The organism is Burkholderia sp. Ac-20384, from assembly GCF_017104605.1.
Lineage (GTDB): Bacteria > Pseudomonadota > Gammaproteobacteria > Burkholderiales > Burkholderiaceae > Burkholderia > Burkholderia lata.
The window spans coordinates 1-18,615 of the sequence record NZ_JAAGPE010000099.1 but is presented as its reverse complement, the minus strand read 5'-3'; the positions used below and the strand labels follow the sequence as shown (position 1 = coordinate 18,615).

General features: G+C 66.2%; 21 protein-coding genes. 8 read left to right on the top strand and 13 right to left on the bottom strand.

The window, feature by feature from the left end; translation table 11 throughout:
- Window positions 1–30 precede the first annotated feature (30 nt).
- A complete protein-coding gene (locus G3O00_RS19835) occupies window positions 31–399 on the bottom strand; it encodes a VOC family protein (protein ID WP_206144048.1) in 369 nt (122 codons plus the stop codon).
- 77 nt (window positions 400–476) lie between these two features.
- On the opposite strand from G3O00_RS19835, the gene G3O00_RS19830 reads away from it, so the two are divergent.
- Complete coding sequence (locus tag G3O00_RS19830; RefSeq protein ID WP_206144047.1) at window positions 477–1,178, top strand: YafY family protein; 702 nt, start codon at window positions 477–479, stop codon at window positions 1,176–1,178.
- Between the two features lie 72 nt (window positions 1,179–1,250).
- Here the strand turns inward: G3O00_RS19830 and G3O00_RS19825 are convergent, their stop codons facing one another.
- The 6 genes from G3O00_RS19825 to lysA all read right to left on the bottom strand — a co-directional run bounded on the left by G3O00_RS19825 (window position 1,251) and on the right by lysA (window position 7,040).
- Window positions 1,251–1,595: a DUF3088 domain-containing protein gene (locus tag G3O00_RS19825; protein ID WP_206144046.1), complete on the bottom strand. Its 345-nt coding sequence runs from the start codon at window positions 1,593–1,595 to the stop codon at window positions 1,251–1,253.
- Between the two features lie 76 nt (window positions 1,596–1,671).
- The gene (gene metC, locus G3O00_RS19820; RefSeq protein WP_206144045.1) at window positions 1,672–2,853 is read right to left on the bottom strand and encodes a cystathionine beta-lyase; all 1,182 of its coding nucleotides are present in this window, start codon (window positions 2,851–2,853) and stop codon (window positions 1,672–1,674) included.
- Window positions 2,854–2,903: 50 nt separating this feature from the next.
- The gene (locus G3O00_RS19815) at window positions 2,904–3,629 is read right to left on the bottom strand and encodes an amino acid ABC transporter ATP-binding protein (protein WP_206144044.1); all 726 of its coding nucleotides are present in this window, start codon (window positions 3,627–3,629) and stop codon (window positions 2,904–2,906) included.
- 43 nt (window positions 3,630–3,672) lie between these two features.
- The gene (locus tag G3O00_RS19810; protein WP_011354443.1) at window positions 3,673–4,332 is read right to left on the bottom strand and encodes an amino acid ABC transporter permease; all 660 of its coding nucleotides are present in this window, start codon (window positions 4,330–4,332) and stop codon (window positions 3,673–3,675) included.
- Window positions 4,333–4,407: 75 nt separating this feature from the next.
- Window positions 4,408–5,208 carry a transporter substrate-binding domain-containing protein gene (locus tag G3O00_RS19805; protein ID WP_206144043.1) on the bottom strand — a complete coding sequence of 267 codons (801 nt, stop codon included), beginning with the start codon at window positions 5,206–5,208 and terminating at the stop codon, window positions 4,408–4,410.
- A 593-nt stretch (window positions 5,209–5,801) separates the two neighbouring features.
- A complete protein-coding gene (gene lysA / locus G3O00_RS19800) occupies window positions 5,802–7,040 on the bottom strand; it encodes a diaminopimelate decarboxylase (RefSeq protein WP_206144042.1) in 1,239 nt (412 codons plus the stop codon).
- Window positions 7,041–7,149: 109 nt separating this feature from the next.
- Between lysA and G3O00_RS19795 the strand changes: the two genes are divergently transcribed.
- Both G3O00_RS19795 and G3O00_RS19790 read left to right on the top strand, forming a co-directional pair.
- Window positions 7,150–8,064, top strand: a complete 915-nt coding sequence (locus G3O00_RS19795; RefSeq protein ID WP_206144041.1) for a LysR family transcriptional regulator — start codon at window positions 7,150–7,152, stop codon at window positions 8,062–8,064.
- 54 nt (window positions 8,065–8,118) lie between these two features.
- Window positions 8,119–8,718, top strand: coding sequence for a GNAT family protein (locus G3O00_RS19790; protein WP_011354447.1), 600 nt, complete (start codon window positions 8,119–8,121; stop codon window positions 8,716–8,718).
- Window positions 8,719–8,838: 120 nt separating this feature from the next.
- Here G3O00_RS19790 and G3O00_RS19785 read toward each other — a convergent pair whose 3' ends face one another.
- The 3 genes from G3O00_RS19785 to G3O00_RS19775 all read right to left on the bottom strand — a co-directional run bounded on the left by G3O00_RS19785 (window position 8,839) and on the right by G3O00_RS19775 (window position 11,290).
- Complete coding sequence (locus G3O00_RS19785) at window positions 8,839–9,417, bottom strand: DUF4142 domain-containing protein (RefSeq protein ID WP_174915084.1); 579 nt, start codon at window positions 9,415–9,417, stop codon at window positions 8,839–8,841.
- Window positions 9,418–9,818: 401 nt separating this feature from the next.
- Window positions 9,819–10,442 (bottom strand): HAD hydrolase-like protein, encoded by a 624-nt coding sequence (locus G3O00_RS19780; protein WP_011354449.1) that lies wholly within the window; start codon window positions 10,440–10,442, stop codon window positions 9,819–9,821.
- 17 nt (window positions 10,443–10,459) lie between these two features.
- A complete protein-coding gene (locus tag G3O00_RS19775) occupies window positions 10,460–11,290 on the bottom strand; it encodes a substrate-binding domain-containing protein (RefSeq protein ID WP_241025235.1) in 831 nt (276 codons plus the stop codon).
- A gap of 300 nt (window positions 11,291–11,590) precedes the next feature.
- On the opposite strand from G3O00_RS19775, the gene G3O00_RS19770 reads away from it, so the two are divergent.
- From G3O00_RS19770 to G3O00_RS43410, 3 genes are all read left to right on the top strand, one after another.
- Window positions 11,591–11,971 carry a DUF4087 domain-containing protein gene (locus tag G3O00_RS19770; protein WP_174932810.1) on the top strand — a complete coding sequence of 127 codons (381 nt, stop codon included), beginning with the start codon at window positions 11,591–11,593 and terminating at the stop codon, window positions 11,969–11,971.
- A 124-nt stretch (window positions 11,972–12,095) separates the two neighbouring features.
- On the top strand, window positions 12,096–12,539 hold the full coding sequence (locus G3O00_RS43415; RefSeq protein ID WP_011354453.1) for a GNAT family N-acetyltransferase: 444 nt from the start codon (window positions 12,096–12,098) through the stop codon (window positions 12,537–12,539).
- A gap of 57 nt (window positions 12,540–12,596) precedes the next feature.
- Complete coding sequence (locus tag G3O00_RS43410; protein WP_006480837.1) at window positions 12,597–12,815, top strand: DUF1653 domain-containing protein; 219 nt, start codon at window positions 12,597–12,599, stop codon at window positions 12,813–12,815.
- 23 nt (window positions 12,816–12,838) lie between these two features.
- Here the strand turns inward: G3O00_RS43410 and G3O00_RS19760 are convergent, their stop codons facing one another.
- The 3 genes from G3O00_RS19760 to G3O00_RS19750 form a co-directional block, all read right to left on the bottom strand.
- Window positions 12,839–14,050 carry a crosslink repair DNA glycosylase YcaQ family protein gene (locus G3O00_RS19760; protein ID WP_206144040.1) on the bottom strand — a complete coding sequence of 404 codons (1,212 nt, stop codon included), beginning with the start codon at window positions 14,048–14,050 and terminating at the stop codon, window positions 12,839–12,841.
- Window positions 14,051–14,423: 373 nt separating this feature from the next.
- Window positions 14,424–15,812 (bottom strand): MFS transporter, encoded by a 1,389-nt coding sequence (locus tag G3O00_RS19755; RefSeq protein ID WP_174932808.1) that lies wholly within the window; start codon window positions 15,810–15,812, stop codon window positions 14,424–14,426.
- A 26-nt stretch (window positions 15,813–15,838) separates the two neighbouring features.
- Window positions 15,839–16,336, bottom strand: coding sequence for a darcynin family protein (locus G3O00_RS19750; protein ID WP_346778988.1), 498 nt, complete (start codon window positions 16,334–16,336; stop codon window positions 15,839–15,841).
- 78 nt (window positions 16,337–16,414) lie between these two features.
- Here G3O00_RS19750 and G3O00_RS19745 point away from each other — a divergent pair, with 78 nt between their 5' ends.
- Together G3O00_RS19745 and G3O00_RS19740 are read left to right on the top strand one after the other, a co-directional pair.
- Entirely contained in the window at window positions 16,415–17,044 is a 630-nt protein-coding gene (locus G3O00_RS19745; RefSeq protein WP_206144038.1) for a TetR/AcrR family transcriptional regulator, read from the top strand.
- 136 nt (window positions 17,045–17,180) lie between these two features.
- Window positions 17,181–18,615, top strand: a 1,435-nt coding sequence (locus tag G3O00_RS19740; protein ID WP_206144037.1) for a trehalase family glycosidase, incomplete at its 3' end; no start/stop codon positions are given.

Sequence of the window (18,615 nt, the reverse complement as noted above, 5' to 3'; positions counted from 1 at the left end):
GCGACCCGTCGAAGGTCGGCCCGCTCGCACTCAGTCGTCCGGCGTGCATACGCGCAAGCGGTGGCCGTCCGGGTCGAGCGCGACGAACGTCAGGCCGAACACGGCCGTCATCGGCGCTTGCTCGAACGTTACGCCAAGAGACTTCCATGCTTCATACAGACGCCGGACTTCGCGGTCGTCGTCTACCATGAATGCCAGCTCCGACCGGTGGCCGGCACCGCCCGATACGAAATCGCGCGCGCTGGTCGACCACAGGCCCAGATGCAGCCCGTTGTCGAACGTAAATGCCGCATAGGTAGGAAACGCGGCGACCGGCGGTCGCACGAACAGGCGCGCGTAGAACTGCGCGCTGCGTGCCGGGTCCTCGACATACAGAAGAACGAGATTCGGGGAAGTCATGCGGAGCCGTCCTGGGTTCGATTAAGATGCGTTCCATTCTATGAACGGATGCTGTCAGAAAATGGCAGCATGGAACGATGACGCGTGCCGAACGATTGCTCTCGCTGCTGCAGGTGCTGCGGCGCCACCGCCGCCCGGTGAGCGGCCGCGTGCTGGCCGGGGAGCTCGGCGTCAGCCTCCGCACGGTCTATCGCGATATCGCGTCGCTGCAGGCACAGGGCGCGGACATCGACGGCGAGCCCGGCGTCGGCTATGTGCTGCGTGCCGGGTTCATGTTGCCGCCGCTGATGTTTTCGCAGACGGAACTGGAAGCGCTGATGCTCGGTTTTCGCTGGGTCGGGAAGTTCGCGGATGCGCAGCTCACGACGGCGGCGTCCGATGCACTCGCGAAGATCTCCGCGGTGCTGCCCGCCGAGCTGCGCCGCGAGATGGAATGCACGACGCTGCTCGTCGGCCCGCGCACGATCGTGGATCGGGAAACCGTCGACATGGGTGTCGTGCGCGCGGCGATTCGTACCGAAAGCAAGCTCCGGATTCGTTACGCGGGCGAGGGCCGGAAAGCAATCGACGAACGGATCGTGTGGCCGTTCGCGCTCGGCTATTTCAATGACGTGAGGATTCTGGCGGCGTGGTGCGAAGGACGAAACGATTTCCGGCATTTCCGGACGGATCGCATCGTCGCGCTCGAACCGCTGGACGTGCGCTATCCGCGGCGGCGCGCGGCGTTGCTGAAGGCGTGGCGCGCGGCGGGCGCCGACGTGCGTGTGACGGTGAGGTAGGGCGGGCGGAGAACGGGCCGCGCATCGCGCGCCCCGTTCCGTGCGGCCGCTCGACCGCACGCGCCGGTGTGCTTATGCGACGTGCGCCACGCCGTATTGCGCCGACAGGTACCGCCGGATATCGGCGGGCGAATCGATGAAGCGCCGGCCGTTGTGCTCCCGAATCGCGAGGGTGTCGTCATCCGGCGCGCGTCCGTCGGCGAGCACGAGCACGGGTGCCGACTGGTTGTCCGCACCGATCAGCGTGACGATCGGCTCGCGCGGACGCGGTGCGTCGATGTATTCGACGTCGACGGCGTCGCGCAACTGCGGATAGAAACTCAGCAGCCCTTCGACGGCAACCGAATCGCCGCAGTAGAACGGACCTTCGGAGTCCTTGAAGAAACCCGGGCGAAGAATGAACAGTGTGTCTTTCATGATGGTCTCGCTATGACAGAGTGAAAAACGTCGAAGAAAACGTGATGTGGAGTGGCATGCGTGACGTCGCCGGACGTCACGCTTCCGCGAGCGCGGCGGTGCGCATTCTCGCGAAGCCGGCGGCGAGGTCGGCAATCATGTCGTCGTGGTGCTCGAGCCCCGCATGAATCCTCAGCAGCGGGCCGGTCGCCGCCCATTGGGTTGCGGTGCGGTTACGCGCCGGATTGGACGGGATGATCAGGCTTTCGAAGCCGCCCCAGCTATACCCCATGCCAAAGCACGTCATGCCGTCGAGCAGGGTGCGGACGGCTTCGTCGCCCTGCGGATGCAGCACCACGCCGAACAGCCCGCACGCGCCCGTGAAATCGCGCTGCCACAGTGCATGGCCGGCGTCTCCGGCGCGTGCCGGATACAGGATCCGCGCGACTTCCGGCTGCTGCGACAGCCAGTCGGTCAGCACGTGCGCGTTGCGCTGATGCCGCTCGAGCCGGACCGACAGCGTCCGCAGGCCGCGCAGTGCGAGATACGCGTCGTCGCCGCTGACGGTCATGCCGAGCTGCCGGTAGAAGCGCGTGACTTTCGGCGCGAGCGCCTCGGTGGTCAGAATCGCGCCCATCAGCACGTCCGAGTGCCCGGCGATGTATTTGGTCGCGGCGTGAATCGACACGTCGACGCCATGCGAAAACGAGCGGAAATTCAGCGGCGTGCCCCAGGTGTTGTCGAGCAGCACGACCGCGCCGTGCTGGTGCGCAACGCGGCTGATGGCCGGAATATCCTGCACTTCGAAGGTCAGCGAGCCCGGCGATTCGGCGAATACCGCGCGCGTGTTCGGCTGCATCAGCGACGCGATGTCCGCGCCGATCGTCGGATCGTAGTAAGTCGTTTCGATGCCGAGGCGCGCCAGCGTTTCGTCGCAGAACGAACGGGTCGGGTCATACACCGAATCGGCCATCAGCAGATGGTCGCCCGGATTCAGCACCGCGAGCAGTGCGGTGGTGATCGCACTCAGGCCGCTCGGCGTCAGCAACGCGGCGTGCGCTCCTTCGAGCCGCGCGAGCGCCTTCTCGAGCGCGCGCGTGGTCGGGCTGCCATGACGCCCGTACGCGAGCGGCGTGCCGCGTACTGCGTCGAGCGCGTCGGTGCCGTGAAAGAGCAGCGTCGACTGGCGATAAACAGGCGGGTTGACCGGCGAACCGGGCTGGCCGTGCGAGCGGCCTTCATGGGCGAGAACGGTGTCGGTTGAATGCAGGGGGTTCAAGATGTCTCCTTTGAGTGTCGATCAATCGAAGCGGCGGAGCTGTCGTGCGGTCAATGCAGGATCTTGTCGAGGAAGTCGCGCGCGCGTTCGGAATGCGGCGACGCGAAGAACCGGTCGCTGGCCGCGTCCTCGACCACCGCGCCCTGATCCATGAAGATCACGCGATGCGCGACCTTCCGCGCAAAGCCCATTTCATGCGTCACGCATACCATCGTCATGCCGTCGCGCGCGAGCTCGACCATCACGTCGAGCACTTCGTTGATCATCTCGGGATCGAGCGCGGAGGTGGGCTCGTCGAACAGCATCGCGACCGGGTTCATCGACAGGGCGCGCGCGATCGCGACACGCTGCTGCTGACCGCCGGACAACTGCCCCGGATACTTGTGCGCGTGCGCCTTCAGGCCGACACGGTCGAGCAGCTTCATGGCGTTCTCGACGGCCTCGTCCTTGCGGCGGCCGAGTACCTTGATCTGTGCAAGCGTCAGGTTGTCGGTGATCAACAGGTGCGGAAACAGCTCGAAATGCTGGAACACCATGCCGACGCGGGCGCGCAATTGCGCAAGCTTTGCCGTGGGATCGCCGAGCCGCGTGCCGTCGACGGTGATGCTGCCTTTCTGGAACGGTTCGAGACCGTTGATCGTCTTGATCAGCGTCGATTTCCCGGAGCCGGACGGCCCGCACACGACGACCACCTCGCCCTTCGAGACCGCCGCGCTGCATGCCGAGAGCACCTGATGCTTGCCATACCATTTCGATACGTTGTCGAGCGTAATCATGTTTTGTCCGTCGATGGAGTTCATGTGAATGCCGGGTGCGCGTTCAATGCGTGGACGGCAGCGCGAGGCGCGTCTCGACGCGACCCTGAAGCCGCGTGAGCAGCGTGCTGAGGACCCAGTAGATCGCGGCGGCAGCGAGATAGAGCGGCAGCGGCTGGAACGTCGCGGCGATCACCTCCTGCGTCGAGCGCAGCAATTCGGTGACGGTGATCACGGAGACCAGCGACGTGTCCTTGATCAGGCTGATCAGCGTATTGCCGAGACTCGGCACCGCGAGGCGCAGCGCTTGCGGACAGACGACGTAGCGCAGCGTCTGCACGTGCGTGAGACCGAGACTGTGTGCGGCCGCCCATTGCCCGCGGCCGATGCCGAGAATCGCGCCGCGCATGCTCTCGGACAGGTAGGCGCCTGCGTTGAGCGTCAGCGTGAAGATGCCGGCTGTCGTGGGATCGAGCGTGATGCCGAGATCGGGCAGCCCGTAGTAGACGACGAACATCTGCACGAGCAGCGGCGTGCCGCGCATCAGGCTGACGTAGCCCTGCGCGAGGCTGGCGGCAAGCCGGTTGCTGCCGATGCGCATGATCGCGATCACGAGCCCGACGACGAGCCCCAGCGCCATCGACGCGACGGCAAACTTCAGCGTGAGCATGGCGCCCTTGACCATCACGGGCAGCGTATGTACGACCAGTTGGAGTGCTTCCATTGCGTGTCTCCTGATTGTGTGCCGGACGGCCCGCGCGTGCGTGCATGCGTGCGCACGGGCGCGGGGCGGGCTGCGTTATTGCGTCACCGGCTTGGACGTGTCCGCGCCGAACCACTGCATCGAGATCTTCTTCATCGTGCCGTCCTGCTGCAGCGATGCCACGGCGTCGTCGATCGCCTTCGCGAATTTCGGATTGCCCTTGCGGAACGGGATGCCCATGCGGTCCTCGCCGCCCGCGAGCACGGAGCCCGGGCGCAGCGGCAGGTGCGAGTTCTTGATCAGGTAGCTGAGCATCAGGCGATCGTTGACCGCTGCGTCGATCCGGCCGGCCGCGAGGTCGCGCAGGTTTTCCGGCGTACCGGGGTAGACCTGCAGGTCGATTGCGGGCACGGTCTTGACCAGGTCGACGTAGTTGCTGCCCATCGTCACGCCGACCTTCTTGCCCTTCAGTTCGTCGAGCGACTTGAATGCGCGCGCATCGTTTTGCCGTTGCAGCAGCTGCGCGGACGAATACACGTACGGCGTGCTGAAGTCGAGCGCCTGCTGGCGCGACGGTGTGATCGCGACCTGGTTGACGATCACGTCGAACTTGCCGGCCTGCAGGCCGGCAAGAATCCCGCTCCATTCGGTCGTCACGAACTGCGGCTTCACGCCGAGGCGGGCGGCGACCGCCTTCGCGACGTCGACGTCGAAGCCTTCGAGCTGGCCGTCGGCATTGCGATAGTCGAACGGCGGGTAGGTGCCTTCCAGCGCAATCTTCAGTACACCGGATTGCTTGACGGTGTCGAGCAGGTCAGCCGCATGCGACGTCGCGGTCGCGATGCAGAGGAGGGCGGCCGCGATGCCTTGCTTGAACGTCGGGGTGAAGTGCTTCATGGTTGTCTCCGTGGTTGTTGTCGAAAATTCAGGGTGTGCGACATCGCGGCGACGGGCGGCGTCGCCGTGAGCGGGAAGTCGGTGGAGCGTGGGGCGACGAGCGTCGTCGCTGGTCGCCGTGCGCGATGCCGTGCGTTACGGCATGCGTTCGGGGGCGATGAAGGACCGGAGCGCGTACGGATGGACGAGGCAGGCGCGTGAGCGGCAGCGGAGGCCGGCGTGCGCGTCGAAGCGTTCAAGCGTGCGAGTCATGATTGCCCGTGCAGCATTGCGAGTGTGTTGGACCGGATGCATCGTCGATGCGTATCCGGCGACAGGAATGCGGTGCGACTGAGGGCAATCTTAGTTTTGTCAAAAGGGAATGTGTTTCCAAAGATGCGTGCACTTTTCACGCGACGTGGAATGTTTTTCTCTGTGTGAGAAAGGTGGCGCAAGCGATCTGCTGCGGTTGCGCGCGATGAGAAGGATCAGGTGCTACGGTGCGGGCCAAGGGTTGCTCCAGGCTGCGTTCCGGCCGTACGCCGAAAAGCAGAACGGCCAGGCTGCCGTGAGCGGCAAGCCTGGCCGTTGGCCATCGTCACGCGGGAGTCGCGTTACTCGAACGTTTCGAGCGCGAGCAATTCGTCGATCGTCTGCCGGCGGCGGATCAGCCGCGGCGCGCCGCGATCGACGAGCACTTCCGGCGCGAGCGGCCGGCTGTTGTAGTTCGATGACATCGACGCGCCGTAGGCGCCCGCGTCGTGCAGGAACAGCAGGTCGCCGATCTGCGGCTGCGCCAGCTTGCGGTGCGTGACCACGCCGCCCGCGTCCTGCGTGAACACGTCGCCCGATTCGCACAGCGGCCCCGCGATCGCGAGATCGACGAGCGGCCGCCCGGTCGGCAGCGCGCCTTCATGCGTGTGCACGGACACCTCGTGGTAGCTGCCGTACATCGACGGGCGCATCAGGTCGTTGAAGCCCGCGTCGATCAGCACGAAATCGTGCTTCGGCCGCCGGTTGACGGCCTGCACTTCGGTGACGAGCGTGCCGGCTTCGGCAACGAGGAAGCGGCCCGGTTCGATCTCGATGCGCACCGGGTGGCCGAGATGCCGCTCGATCTGCTTGCGGGCTGCGTCCCACTGGCTGAAGTAGTGACCGACGTCGACGCGCGGCTCGCCGTCGCGATACGGGATCGACAGGCCGCCGCCGGCCGAGATCGCGTCGATGTCATGGCCGAGCGACGTGACGAGATCGACCATCGCGTCGCACACCTGCGACAGGTGGCCGTAGTCGACGCCCGAGCCGATATGCATGTGGATGCCGACCAGCTTCAGCCCGTACTGGCGCACGATCTCGATCGCGCGCGGCACGTCGTCGATCCAGATGCCGTGCTTGCTCTGCGGGCCGCCGGTGTTGGTCTTGTTGCTGTGGCCGTGGCCGAAACCGGGATTGACGCGCAGCCACACGCGGTGGCCGGGCGCGTGCTCGCCGATGCGCGCGAGCATGTCGAGCGAACCGGCGTTCACGGTCACGCCGTGCTTCAGCACGGCCGCGAGCGTCGGGCGGTCGATCAGGTCGGCCGTGAACACGACGCCTTCCGGCTCGCCGGCGGGGCTGAACCCGGCCGCGAGGCTGCGCTCGATCTCGCCGAGCGACACGGCGTCGACGCACGCGCCTTCCTCGCGCATCAGCTTCAGGATATGGATGTTCGAGTTCGCCTTCTGCGCATAGCGGATCACGTCGAACTGACGCAGTTGGGCGATGCGGTCGCGGATGACGTCGGCGTCGTACACCCACAGCGGGGTGCCGTATTGCTGCGCGAGCGTCGCGAGCTGGCGGGAATCGAGGGACATGGCAGATGAATCGGGTCGAATGAACGGATAGCGTGAATGATGCACCTGATCGCCTATACAGTAAAATGCCTGTTTATCGATATTCGATTCATATTTGATATAGACGATCATGCTCACGCACCGCCATATCGAGGTCTTTCGCGCGCTGATGGTCACCGGCAGTACGACGCGCGCGGCCGAGATGCTCTATACGTCGCAGCCGACGATCAGCCGCGAGCTCGCGCGCATGGAGCAGGTCGTCGGCTTCGCGCTGTTCGAGCGCGCGCACGGCCGGCTGCGGCCGACGATGGCCGCGCTCACGCTGTTCGATGACGTGCGGCTTGCGTATGTGGGGCTTGAACGCGTCGCGGCAACCGCCGCGCGCCTGCGCGAGTTTCGCGACGGTCAGTTGTCGGTGATCGCGCTGCCGGCGTTCTCGCACGCGATCCTGCCCGGTGCGTGCCGGCGTTTTCACGAGAAGCACGCGGGCGTCAGCGTGTCGGTGGCGACGCAGGAATCGCCGGTGCTCGAAGAGTGGCTGACCGCGCAGCGTTACGACCTCGGGCTGACCGAGCACGATGTCGCGCCGGCCGGCACCGTGCTCACGCCGCTGCTCGAAGTCGACGAAGTGTGCGTGTTGCCCGACGGCCACCCGCTGCTCGCGCAGGATGCGATCGATCTGCCGGATCTCGCCGATCGTCCGTTCGTGAGCCTGTCGCTGAACGATCCGTACCGCATCCTGATCGACGAGGCGTTCGCGCAGCTCGGCGTCGCGCCGCGCTCGGTCGTCGAAACACCGTCGGCCGTGTCGGTGTGCGCGTTCGTGCGGCAGGGGCTCGGCGCCGCGATCGTCAATCCGCTGACCGCGCTCGATTTCGTCGGGCGCGACTTGCACGTGCGGCCGCTCACGCGGTCGTTTCCGTACCGGGTCAGCGTGATCGTGCCCGAGCACCGGCCCAAGAGCCTGCTCGTCGATGCGTTTGCCGACGCACTGCGCGGCGAGGCGAAGGCGATTCGCCGCCGGTTGGCCGCGGTTCTCGGCTGACGCGCCGTATGATGGGCGTTTCGCCGCCATCGTCGTCTCTTTCCGGAACCCTTCATGACCGATGCTTCTGCTTCCCTCGAACCACCGATCCTCACCGGCGAACGCGTCGAACTGAGGCCGCTCGACTTATCCGACCGGCAGGCGCTGCTGGACGCTGCCGCGGACGGCCAGATGTGGAACCTGAAGGTCACGGTCGTGCCGGGCCCCGAGACGATCGACGCTTATATCGATACGGCATTGCAGGGCCGTGCCACCGGCACCGTGATGCCATTCGCGATCGTCGATCGCGCATCGGGCCGCGTGATCGGCAGCACGCGTTTCTGGAAGATCGATCGCAAGAACCGCAAGCTCGAGATCGGCCATACGTGGCTGAGCGAATCGGCGCAGCGCACGCGCGCGAATACCGAAGCGAAATGGTTGTTGCTGGGCTATGCGTTCGACGTGCTGCAATGCGTGCGCGTGCAGTTCACGACCGACGAGCTGAACGAGAAATCGCGCGCGGCGATCCTGCGGCTCGGTGCGAAGCAGGAAGGCATCGTGCGACACGAACGGATCATGCCGGATGGCCGCAAGCGCAACTCGGTGCGCTTCAGCATCATCGACGACGAATGGCCGGAGGTGCGTGCGCGGCTGCTGGCGAAGCTCGCGACGTAATGCGTAACACGTGACGCGTGAAGTGCGACGTTTGATGGGCGTCGCGCCGCCGGAAGGGGAGCGGCGACGCGACGACAGGGGACGCAGTGCGCCACGCAAGACGCGCGGCGCTGCGGCGCGTTACTGCGCCGATGCGAGGTGGTGGCGTTCCGCGAGCTTCTGCGCGTCGGCGTAGTGCTTCTGCAGGATCGGCAGCGACTGGCGTGCGACTTCCTTCAGCTTCGTGTCGCGGCCCGACGCGATTTCGGCCTGGAACGCCGAGATGGCCTTCTGCTGGCCGGCGAGCGCGACCTGCTCGATATACGCCTTGTCGAACTCGGCGCCGCGCAGGTTCTTGATGCTGCCCAGCACGGCCGTGTCGGGGTCGTTGGCCGGCACGTCGACGCCGCGCGGGCTCGCTGCGCGCATCGCCTGGATGATCTTTTCATCGTCGGTGGACACGCGTTGCGCGAACGCCTTGACCTGGCTGTCCGACGTGCGCGAATCGGCGATGCGCGCCGCGTCGTGCTGCGTCGACACGGTCTTCGTGCCGTCCGTGATGAAGGCCTGGTCGGCTTCGTGGATACGCGTCGCGGCGGCGGCCGGTGCGTTCGGTGCGGCCGGTGCCGGTTGTGCGGTTTGCGCGGTCGCCGTTACGGCGACGAGAAGCAGGCCAGCGGCAGACAGTGCAAGGCGCGAGATGTGGGGAAAGCGGTTCATGGGACCTCCTTTCGATCGGGGCTCTGGTTGAAAAACGGATCACGTGATCCGTTGCTGTGCGAGAGACCGGGCGCGCCCGGGCCGGATTCGACCGCCGCTCTGCCGCGGCGCCGGTCGAAGTGTTTCCCGGCCCGACTGATTCTAGGAGAGCGATCCGGTAGCAGGTGCAACCGCGCTGTGGTTTGTGTAACGGTTGGTAAGACGAATCGATGCGCAACCATGGCGACAGGTATTGCGTACCTGTCGCGTGTGCGGCGGCGGCAATTTTTGCGCGCATGAGGCGGGCGAGATGCACGCCGGTGTCATCTGCTGTTCATCGTCGTGCGGCTGTGTCGTGCGATGACGTGCGCATCGAGCGATGGGTCGAACCGGATGCGCGGAGCGTGAAGCGCGCGAATGCGTCACACGCGATCGAGCAATGCGTCGAGACTGGGCAGCAGCGGTGTCGCGCAATGCGCCTGCAACGCGTCCGGCGCGGTGTAGCCCCACGCAACGCCCTGGAATGCGATGCGCGCGCGTCGTGCCGCGTCGGCGTCGCGGATTTCATCGCCGACATACAGCACTTCGTCGCTGCGCACGCCGGCCTCATGAACGAGCGCGCGCAGGCGACGCGCCTTGCCGAACAGTGGAATGCCGCACGCGAAGTGCTCGACACGGCTGCTGGCGTGCGGGCCGAGCCGGTCGCGCACGATCGCCTCGGTATTCGACGTGGCGATCGCGATGCGGATGCCGCGCGCAGCGAGCGCGTCGAAAGTCTCGCCGACGCCGGGGAACAACGCCACTTGCGCGACGCGCGGTTGCATCAGGCGACGCATGTCGATCGTCACGCGCGGCACTTTCCACATCGGTACGTCGAGCGCACGAATGATGTCGCGCGCCGACATGCCGCGCAGCGCCGGGCGCAACTCGGGCGTGGCGTCACGAAAGCCGTGCATGCGCGACGCTTCCGACAGCGCGGCGAGAAAGCTGTCGAGCGAATCGGCGAGCGTGCCGTCGAAGTCGAATGCGATGAGGCGATAGGGCATGAAGCGGCGTGGCGAGTTTATTGGGCAGGCGACATTGTCACCGAATCGAGGCCCGTCGCCCGCACGGCCGGTTGCGCCTGCGGCGACGCGAGATAGTCGAGCAGCTTCTTCGCTTCTCCCGGATGATCGGCAGCGACCGGAATGCCGCCGGCGAAACGCGTGACCGACTGCACGGATTCGGGCACCTTGCCCGCATACGTGACGCCCGGCACCGGCAGCAACTCGCTGACCTGCTGGAAGCCGATCTCGTAGTCGCCGTTCGCGACGACCGATGCAACCGGAATGCGCGGCACCATCTTCGCCTTCGGCTTCACCTGGGCCTCGACGCCGAGCTTCCGGAACATTTCCTTCTCGATATAGACGCCGCTCGCGCTGTCCGAATACGCGACCGATTTCGCGTGCAGCAGCACGTCCTTCAACTGCTCGACGGTGCCGATGTCGGGTTTCGGCGCGCCGGCGCGCACAACCATGCCGATTCGAGAATCGGCGAGCTCGACGCGCGATGCCGGAATCACCTTGCCCTCTTTGATCAATCGGTCGAGCGCGTAGCCGACCATGATCAGCACGTCGGCCTTTTCGCCGTTCGCGAGGCGGTTCGGAATCGCTTCCTTCGATTCGCCCATCGACGGGCCGGAGATCGTGTCGAGCGTGTCGCCGGACGCGGCCGTGAAACCGGGGCCGAGTTGCTTGTATGCAGCAGTGAATCCGCCGGAGATCATCACGCGCAGTTCGGTCGCTGCGGCTGGCAACGCGACGGACGCGAGCGCGGCGGCGGCGAGCCAGAACGTGGCGCGGCGCGCGAGGCGATGGCGGGTGGCAGGGGCGGTGAGTGCGGCTCGGTCACGCATCGGGGTGTCTCCTTCCAGTCTGTCGTGGTCGGTGTGTGCGGTCGATTGCGATCGACCTGCACGGGCTACATGATCCACTGAAATGCGGGGGCGGGTAAGCGGGCGCGTGCAATGTGTGTTTCCGGTGTGTCGATATCCGGCAGCGAACATGCGAGTGCCGCGCGATGCCCCCGCGTTGCAGGCCGATGCGGACGCGCGATGCGCAACGAGCGAAGTGCGACCTGTGAGAGAAAGCCAGGTATGCTGTCCGACACCCGCAATTGCGGTTTCCCGATGTGCATTCGTTTCCGGATCGATCACATGACAATCACGCGTGCCCGACTTGCAATGTGGATGCTTGGCGCGGCCTTTACGTTGACTGCCGCGACGCAGGCGGTCGCCGCGCCGGAAAAGCGCTGCGGATGGCTCGAGAATCCGTCGCCGGCCAACTGGTGGCTGAACGACAAGGACGGCACCTGGACGCTGTTGACGATGGGCAACGAGCCGGTGCCGGGCCTGGACGAGATGCCCGACATGTCGACGAAGGGCTGGGTCGTCACCAACGCCGGCGGGCATGGCTACGGTTGCGCATGCCTCGACCTCGAAATCGACCCGCGCACGCACGAGGTAACGCGGATCGTCGCGGCCCGGCCGCTGCCGTTGAAGCGTTGCAAGGCAGATCGGACGTTGCGGGCGCCGTGAGCCGGGCGAGTGGATGCCTGTCTGTCGGGTTGGGGAGCAATCGATAAGCCGCGCCGCTTGTACCCCCTCGCGCCGCGCGGTATCGTCAGCGTTTCGCCTTCCACCCCACCAACAGGAGACCGACGTGCCCGCTGCCACCCCCGCCACGCTGAGATTTTCCACCGACAAGCGCGAACTCGACGTCGACGCGATCTTCGACTTCCTGCATCGCGACGCGTACTGGTCACTGGGCATTCCGCGCGACGTGGTCGAGCGTGCGATCGAGGGCTCGCTGTGTTTCGGCGCCTACGTGGGCGACCGGCTCGTCGGCTTCGCGCGGCTCGTGACCGATCACGCGACGTTCGCGTACCTGTGCGACGTGTTCGTGCTGCCGGCCGAGCGCGGCAACGGCTACGGCCGCGCGCTGATCGACCACGTGTTCGCGCAGGAGATGGTGCAGGGCCTGCGCCGCATCATGCTCGTGACGTCGGATGCGCACGAGCTGTACCGGCCGGTCGGCTTCGAGCTCTCCGCCAATCCCGAGCGGATGATGGAGATCCGCCGCCCGGACATCTACGCGAAACGCTGACGCACGGCGCAGCGCATACAATACGCGCTTTCCGTTTTTGCCGAAGAGAAGCTCATCATGACCGAACAGGAAGCCGAACAGCTCGCGACGCATCGCCATTACAAGGGCGGGCTGTATCGCTACATCGGCGTTGCCCGCCATTCCGAAACCGAGGAATCGGTGGTCGTGTACGAACACCTGTGGCCGCATGCGCGCGGGCTGTGGGTCCGGCCGGAAGCGATGTTCAACGGCAACCTCGAAGACGGCACGCCGCGTTTCCGCAAGCTGCGCGACTGATTGACGGCCGGCTGCGTGGACGTCTACGCGCCGGCCAGCGCCTTCACCAGCTCCGGCGGGGCGTGCCCGGCCGTGACTTCCGGCGTGCCGTGCCACGCCGCGAGCTTCTTCACCGCCTTCGCGACATCCGCTGCGAGCCCCGTACCGAACCGCACGCCCGGCTCGACGTGCACGGCCTTCAGTTCGAACGTGCCGAGCGTGCGATGCGCCTTCGCGTCGATGCGCCCGACCAGCCGCCCGCGATGCAGCACCGGCAGGCAGAAATAGCCGTAACGCCGCTTGTGCCCGGGCGTATAGCACTCAATCGTGTAATCGAAACCGAATAGCGTCGATGCGCGCCGGCGGTCCCATACGACCGGGTCGAACGGCGACAGCAGCGTCGTGACCGTCGAGCGCAGCGTGTCGGCCTCGGCGGCCGGCAGCAACGCTTCGAGCGAGCGATGCACGTAGGCCGGCTCCTTCCAGTCGTCGATCGCCACCGGGATCAGGTCGCCCGCGTCCGCGAGCTGCTCGAGCTCCGCGTGGTATGAACGGCGCGGCAGCCGATAGTAGTCGGCCACCCAGTCCGCGCGCACGACGCCGAGCGCCCGGCACGTGTAGTCGAGCAGCGCGGGCAGCACCGCGCTGCGCGGCGGCAGGTCGCGCGTGTCGTCCCAGTCGGGCAGCACGCGCTCGCGCACGTCGTACACACGCTGGAAATTGCGGCGTTCCGACACCATCAGGTCGCCCGTCGTGAACAGCACCTCCAGGTGCTGCTTCTCGGGCTTGCGATCCCACCAGCCGTTGCCCTTCACGCCATCCTCGCGGGCGAAATCGGCCGACCGGACGGGGCCCTCCGCGCGAATCCGCGCGAGCAGCCGCTCGATCTCGGGACGATTCTGCTCATGCCACTCGGCCGCGTACTTCCAGCCCATCCCCGACGGATCGAGCATCTTGTAGCGCATCAGGCCGAACTGCTCGACCGGCAGGAAGCACGCTTCGTGCGACCAGTATTCGAACAGGCGCGCCTCGGCGAGATGTTCGTCGAGCCACTGCGGCGAGAAATCGCCGAGACGGCTGAACAGCACGAGATAGGGGCTGCGCGCGACGACGTGGATGGTGTCGATCTGCAACTGCGCCATCCGGCGGATCGTGTCGAGCACGTCGGATTTGGTCGCCTTGCGGCGGGGCGGCGTCAGCAAGCCTTGCGCGGCGAGATGCAGTGCGCGGGCGGCGGCGGTCGAGAGCGTAAGCATCGGAAGGGCGGCCGGGAGTGATGGTCGGGAACCACTTTAGCGCGAAAGCGGCGCGCGCGTGCGACGTGCCGATGCGCCGTGTCTGACAATGGTTGACAGATGCGTTGCGCAAGTTTCCCTATAGTGCAGTTCATGGCGCAACGATAAAGACGCGCAACGATTTTGCTTCCGACGCACATATGTCAATGGCACGCAGGAAGTGAATCCGGGATTCTCAACCCCCATCGGGAGACCCGGAGCCCTGAGCGGACATCCATGCGGCTGTGCACCGGCCCCGTGTGGATGTCCGCTGATTTTTTTGTTTTTCCGGTTTGCTTCGCGAGCCGCGTTTCCTTCTGTCCCTTCCGCCGAATCCCGTTTATCAGAAGGTCGTCTAGGACCGCTTGCCGCGCGCGACTTCGTCGCCTGCGCCGGGCGGCAGCCGCCGCGTGATCGGAATTGACGCGAACGAGCACAGCCCGACCACGACGAACGCGGGCCAGAAATCCGACCACACCATCTTCTGATGGCCCTGCAGCCAGTGCGAAATGTGCAGCACGAGGCCGGCCACCGTCACGCCCAGGCCGAGCGACATCTGCTGCACGACGCTGCCGAGGCTCGTCGCGCGGCCCGCGTCGCGCGGAGAGATGTCCGCGTAGATCATCGAGTTCAGGCTCGTGAACTGCAGCGCGGGGAAGATGCCGCCGACGAGCACGATCAGCCAGATCGCCCAGGTCGCCATGCCGGGATGGAACACGCCGTACGCGGCGATCGCGAGCCCCGCGAATGCCGCGTTGTAGATCAGCACCGTGCGGAAGCCGAAGCGGCGCAGCGTATGCGTGGCCGTCGAGCGGCTCATGGCGCCGCCGAACGCGGACGCGCACGTGATGAGCCCCGAATGGAACGCGCTCATGCCGAGCCCTTCCTGCAGCGCGAGCGGCAGCAGGAACGGCACCGCGCCGAGGCCGATACGGAACAGCGACCCGCCGACGACGCTCGCGTGATACGTGGGGATCTTGAGGAAACTGAGGTCGAGCACCGGGCGCTCCTTGCGGCGCGCGTACGGCACGTAGAGCGCGAGCAGGGCGGTACCGGTCACGCACATGACGAGCGCGTTCGAGCGCGACGTGAGCGAGCCGTCGATCAGCGTGAGGCCCATCAGCAGCAGCGCGGCGCCGCTGGCCGACAGCAGGAAGCCGAACCAGTCGAGCGGGCCGGGATCGGGCTCGCGCGTGTTCGCGATGTGCTTGCTCGCGAGGTAGATCCCGTAGATGCCGATCGGCACGTTGATGAAGAAGATCATCCGCCAGTGCAGGTAGGTCGTGATGAAGCCGCCGACGAGCGGCCCGACCGTGGGCCCGAACAGTGCGGGAATCGCGAGGTAGTTCATCGCGCGCACGAGATCCGAGCGCGGCACGGCGCGGAAGATGATGATGCGGCCGACGGGCACCATCATCGCGCCGCCGACACCCTGGATGAAGCGCGCGAACGTGAGCACGCCGAGGGAATTGGAGGCCGCGCACATCAGCGAGCCGACGACGAAGATGCCGATCGCGGTGCGGAATACGGAGCGTGCGCTGAAGCGGTCGGCCAGCCAGCCGCAGATCGGGATGAACACGCCGAGCCCGACCACGTAGGCCGTGATCGCAATGTTCAATGTGACGGGGCTGTGCCCGAAGTCCCTCGCCATCGCGGGAAGGGCGGTGACGATGATGTTCGCGTCGACGCTTTCCATGAACAACGCACAGGCAACGATGAGCGGTGCTAGAAAGACGGGCGACATGGGCTGGGCACGCGGTAAAGACGCCATTATGCCCACAATGTGACCGTTGAGTCACGTACGACAACAGTTGTTCCGCATGTTGCAACAGTCATCTCTTTTTGCGGGTGGTTCGGAAAGAACGACTGCGCAAACGTGGCGCTTGCATCGCGTCCGTATCCCGCATGCGCCTGCACGGCAGACAGCGCGACTTCGTCGTCGTCGGCCGCATCTGCGCTCTCGACACCTGGCAGGATTTCGACGATGTCGAAGCAGCGATCCTGGGGCGGCGTCTCGCGAAGCGCCTCGATCACGAGTTCGCGCGCGTGGTGGTCCTGCGCGTATCCGATACGTCCATCGGTCACGCGAGCCGAGTCGTACGCGGTGTCGCTGTCGTGCCGCGATACGCATTCGCCCTGAGTTTCGCGGCTCGGCGCGATGTATTCGCGCAGCGGCCGCAAGCGTTCGAGCATGGGGAAGCCGGGCCATTCGGGGCGCGTTTTCACGACGATGAACACGGTGGGCGGGGGCGCGGTTTGCCGGGTCACGCTGATTCCTTTTGACGGAGGGGAAGGGCATTTCTAGAATATGAGCGTTTGCTCATATACGAAACTCGCATTCCGACCATGTCCGAATCGTCTCCGCGGAGTCCGTTGTCGCCCCGCAAGGCGCCGCGCCAGCGCCGCTCGCTGGCCACCGTCGACGCGATCGTCGAGGCCGCTGCTCGCATTCTGGAGCGCGACGGCTTCGACGGTTACACGACGAACGCGGTCGCGGCGCTGGCCGGCGTGAGCATCGGTTCGCTCTATCAATACTTCCCGAATCGCGATGCGCTGACGGCCGCGCTCGTCGAGCGCGAGAGTGCGCATCTGCTCGACGATGTCGACCGGGCTGGCGCGCTGTCGTCATGCGACGACGTGCTGCGCGCCCTGGTGCGCGCGGCCGTCGCGCACCAGATGCGCCGTCCCGTGCTCGCGCGGCTGATCGATTTCGAGGAGGCGCGGCTGCCGCTCGGCGCGCGCACCGCACGCGTCGCGGATCGCATCCACGCGACGCTGCTGCACGCGCTCGCGCTGCGCGATGCGCCGCGTGTCGCGGCGCCCGATGTCGTTGCACACGACCTGCTCGCGATCGTGAAAGGGATCGTCGACGCAGCGGGTGCGCGCGGCGAGACCGATGCGGATGCGCTCGACGCCCGTGCGTGGCGGGCCATGCGCGGTTATCTGCGAGAGTCGCGCGAATCGAAACTTGCTTGATGTGCACGTTTCGTGCGACAGTCGGACCCACTCGCACCACAAAACGACGCGTATCGATCGAGGGCCATCGAGACGAGCGCGCGCGCGAACGAGACCTCGTGCCGACCCACTCACCATCGAAAGGAGGGGACACGTCATGACGTCACGTCGTGCCGCATCGATTGCATCTCGATTCTCAACGCGCTTCTCAAGCCGTCTCTCACCGCCTCTCGCCCCACCCGCGCCGCGTCTTCGCTGGGCCGCCGCACTCGCCGTTGCGTATCTCGCCGTTGCCGGCTGCGCCGCGCAGGCCGACAACGCGAACCAGGCCGCCGCGCAGGCAGCAGCCCAGTCGTCACCGCCGGCCACGGCCGCGATCGCCGCCCCCGCATCGGGCACGCTGCTGCCGCCGCCGAGCCAGCTCTATGGCGACCTGTTCGTCGCGGTGCAGACCGCGCAGATCTATCCGGACCAGAAGACCTTCGTCGACGCGACACCCGACAGCGATCCCGCGACGATCGTGCAGTTGTATCAGCAACAGAAATCGCAGCCTGGCTTCTCGCTGAAGGCGTTCGTCGGCCAGCATTTCACGCCGCCCCCGGAAGGTGGCGTGACGCCGCCGCCGAACCAGACGCTGCGCCAGCACATCGACTGGCTGTGGCCGCAGCTCACGCGCACGAGCGCGACAGTGCCGCCATACAGCTCGTTGATTCCGCTGCCGAAGCCGTATGTCGTGCCAGGCGGCCGCTTCCGCGAGGGCTACTACTGGGATACCTATTTCACGATGCTCGGGCTGCAGGTGTCGGGCCGTGAGGATCTCGTCGACAACATGCTCGACAACTTCGCCCATCTGATCGACACGATCGGGCACATCCCGAATGGCAACCGCACGTACTATGCGAGCCGCTCGCAGCCGCCGTTCTTCGCGTACATGGTCACGCTCGCCGCACAGGCCGAAGGCGACAAGGTCTATCAGAAATACCTGCCGGAACTGCGCAAGGAACATGCGTACTGGATGCAGGGCGAAACCACGACGCCGCGCGGGCAGGCCACGCGCCACGTGGTCGCGATGCCCGACGGCGCGGCGCTGAACCGCTACTGGGACGCGAGCGATACGCCGCGCGACGAGTCGTATCTCGAGGACGTGACGACCGCGAAGTCCGTGCCGGCGCGTCCGGCGAACGAGGTCTACCGCGACCTGCGCGCGGGCGCCGAAAGCGGCTGGGACTACAGCTCGCGCTGGTTCGGCGACGGCAAGACGCTCGCGACGATCCGCACGACGTCGATCGTGCCGGTCGACCTGAACAGCCTGATGTTCCATCTCGAGACGACGATCGTGAAGGGTTGCACGGTCACGCGCGACGTGGCATGCGTGAGCGATTTTTCAGCGCGCGCGGCGCGGCGTGCGGCCGCGATCAACCGCTATCTGTGGAACCGTCGCGGCTACTACGGCGACTACGACTGGCAGCAGCGCAAGCCGCGCGACGCCGTGACGGCCGCCGCGCTGTATCCGTTGTTCGCGGGCGTTGCGTGGCCCGAGCGCGCGAAGGCGACCGCGCGCGAGGTGCGCAAGACATTGCTGCAGCCGGGCA